The sequence below is a fragment of the Polaromonas sp. P1_E11 genome, assembly GCF_056405995.1.
In genome coordinates, this window is sequence record NZ_JBFUBA010000014.1 from 1 (window position 1) to 3,120 (window position 3,120).

At 63.6% G+C, this 3,120-nt stretch carries 2 protein-coding genes and 1 pseudogene; 2 read left to right on the top strand and 1 reads right to left on the bottom strand.

Features of this window, described 5'->3' with window-relative positions:
- Positions 1–1,996 (top strand): annotated as a pseudogene (locus AC1D11_RS22165) (hypothetical protein); the annotation flags it as partial.
- A gap of 98 nt (positions 1,997–2,094) precedes the next feature.
- Here the strand turns inward: AC1D11_RS22165 and AC1D11_RS22170 are convergent.
- Complete coding sequence (locus AC1D11_RS22170; RefSeq protein WP_477650507.1) at positions 2,095–2,259, bottom strand: hypothetical protein; 165 nt, start codon at positions 2,257–2,259, stop codon at positions 2,095–2,097.
- Positions 2,260–2,500: 241 nt separating this feature from the next.
- Between AC1D11_RS22170 and AC1D11_RS22175 the strand changes: the two genes are divergently transcribed.
- A partial coding sequence (locus AC1D11_RS22175; protein ID WP_477651497.1) for a two-partner secretion domain-containing protein occupies positions 2,501–3,120 on the top strand: 620 nt, incomplete at its 3' end.

Below are 3,120 nucleotides of genomic sequence, written 5' to 3' on the forward strand. Positions count from 1 at the left end.
GGCCTTGCTGGCGCCGGAAGTACGCAACGAAGGTGTCATCCGGGCCATGCTGGGTACGGCCTTGCTGGCAGCGGGCAACAAAATCACCCTGAACCTGGACAACGGCAACTTGCTGGGCTACAGCATTGACCAGGGCGCCATCAATGCGCTGGCCGAGAACAAGCTGCTGATCCAGGCCCAGGGCGGGCAGGTCTTGCTGTCCGCCAAGGCGATGGACAGCCTGACGACGGCGACGGTGAACAACACCGGCATCATCGAAGCCAAAACCCTGCAGAACAAGGCTGGGCGCATCCTGCTGATGAGCGACATGGACAACGGCACCGTCAACGTGGCCGGCACGCTGGACGCCAGCGCACCGAACGGTGGCGACGGTGGCTTTGTCGAAACCAGCGCGGCACACGTCAAGGTGGCTGACGGTGCCGTCATCACCACACTGGCGGCCAATGGCAACCATGGCACCTGGCTGATAGACCCGACCGACTTCACCATCGCCGCGGGCAGCGGCGCGCTAACCGGCAGCGGCATAGGCGCGGGCACGCTGGCCGCCAGCCTCAACCTGGGCAACGTCGCGCTGGCGACCAACAATGCCGGCGGTACGGATAACGGCGACATTCACGTCAACGCGGCCTTCACCTGGAACGCGGGCACCACGCTGACCTTGAGCGCCTGGCGCAACATCAACATCAACGCGTCCATCACCTCGCAGCACGCCAACGGCAAGCTGGCGCTGGAATACGGTCTGGGCGCCATCAATGCGGGGAACACGGCGACCTACAACGTGCGCGCGCCGGTCAACCTGCGGGCCGGCGACAACTTCAGCACCCGGCTGGGCAGCGACGGCGTCACGGACCCGTACAAAGTTATCACCAGCCTGGGCGTGGCAGGCAGCACCACCGGCACCGACCTGCAGGGCATCAACGGCAATCCCACCGGCAACTACGTGCTGGGCGCCGACATCGATGCGAGCGACACGGTGAACTGGAATGCGGGGGCGGGTTTCGATACCCTTGGCGGCGTCGGCGCGCCGGGTATTTTCGAAGGGCGCTTCGACGGCCTCAACCACAGGATCCGCAATCTCTTCATCAACCGCCCGGGCGACAACTTCGTGGGCCTGTTCGGCCTCACGCAGAGCACCAGCATCCAGAACCTCGGGCTGGTGGGCGGCAGCATCACCGGCGCCGATTTTGTAGGCGCCATCGCGGGGCAAGGCTGCTGCACCACCTTCAGCAATGTCTACAGCACGGCAACGGTGCAGGGCATTGACGAGGTTGGCGGCCTGGTGGGCGAACTCAGCCAGGGCGGCATCACCGACGCGTACGCCAGCGGCGCCGTGAGCGGCGCCGACAAGGTGGGCGGACTGGTCGGCAGCTCGCTGGACGGCATCATCACGCGCGCCTACAGCACCGGCCGCGTCACTGCTACCGGCATGGCAGGCGGGCTGGTGGCCGAACAGGTTGGAACGGCAGCGACAAACAACAGCTATTGGGACGTTGGCACTTCTGGCCAGGCCACCAGCGCGGGCGGTGCCGGCAAGACCACCGCACAGATGATGCAGGCGGCTACCTTCACCGGCTGGGACGTCGCCACCCAAGGCGGCTCAACAGCCGTGTGGCGAATTTACGAGGGCCAGACCGGCCCGCTGTTGCGCAGCTTTCTGCAACTGCTCGCGCTGCCCGACACCAGCGTGGCTTACAACGGCGCGCAGCAGTCGGGTGCCGGTGCGCCGGGCGTCACGGCCGCCAGCGGCACCAGCCCCGGCAGCTACTTCGCCTGGTCGGGCCAGGAAGGCTACGACATCACGGGCGGCACGCTGACGATCAGGTCAGCCGGTTCGGTCGGCAACTTCCTGATCGACGAGGCCTACCGCAGCGCGATGATCTACCTGGCCGGCGTGAACCGCTCCGCGAACCCCCGCATCGGCCTCAGCCCCGATACCCAGGTCGATGCCCTGAGGACGGCCGCCGCCGAAGCCGGCAACACAGGCGAGGACGAGTAATTCTCAAGCGCATGCAGCGGCTTCCTTGGCTTCAGACCAGCAGGGCCGCGAAACCGGCTTGGCCGGGCCGTCGAGAGCTCTGCGTAGAGCTCTGGATGCTATGTTTTTAATAGCTGCTTGCGCCCGTCTGTAATACCTGTAAGCCTCATTTCATGCTTAAACATCGGCCAAAAAATGCCTTTTTTGGCATCTACGAACCCAACGGCGGCCGGAAAATGGCGGAAAACTGCTTTTTCAGGCAATTTTGGCTCTTTTTTCAGCATTAAAAGTGCCTGAATGGTAATGGTAGCGGGCGCAAGCAGCTATTAAAAACATAGCAAGTAACTTCACCGGCGGGTCCGTGTTGCCGCACGGATACGCCGGTGTTGAAACGCCACAGGCAGGCGTTTCCCCATGCCTTCCGGTGGTCAATTCATGGATACTAATGGTTACCCTCACGGGGCCCTTGTTACCCCCGGTCGTCCAGGCAGTAGCCGGGTTTCCTGACCTTCCGAAAAGGCTCATATGAAAAGTCACGCCAGCATCAATCGCATCTATCGCCTGGTCTGGAACGCAGCGCTTGGCCTGTGGGTGGCTGTGGCTGAAACCGCCAAGGGCCGAAGCAGGGGCGGCTCCGCGCGCAGCGGTGTTGAAGTCGCTTCCGCCAGCCACCGTGAGGACTGCGTTTTTGTCTTGCATGCACGGTGCCGCGCTGCCGTGGTCATGCTGCTGGCGATGTCCGTCTTTAACTTGCAGGTGCATGCAGCCGATGCGCTGAATTCCACCGTGGTGGTGGGCAGTGGCAACGTCAGCACCAGCGGCGCCACCACTACGATCAACCAGACCAGCCAGCGTCTGGCGATTGACTGGACATCGCTTTCCACGGCAGCCAACGAAGCGCTGCGATTCAACCAGCCCAATGCACAGGCGATAGCGCTGAACCGCATCACCGGCAGCAGCCCGAGCGAATTCCTGGGCAGCCTCACGGCCAACGGCCAGGTGTTCATCCTGAACCCGAACGGCGTGCTGTTTGGCGCCGGCAGCCAGGTCAACGTCGGCGGCCTGGTCGCCTCCACGCTCAGCATGAGCAATGCCGACTTCATGGCGGGTAACCATGTTTTCAGCAACAACGGCACGAGTGGCTC

What these genes read in the sequence shown, in the direction of transcription:
- AC1D11_RS22170 (WP_477650507.1), bottom strand. Translation starts at nt 2,259, where the DNA reads ATGCTGAAAAAAGAGCCAAAATTGCCTGAAAAAGCAGTTTTCCGCCAT.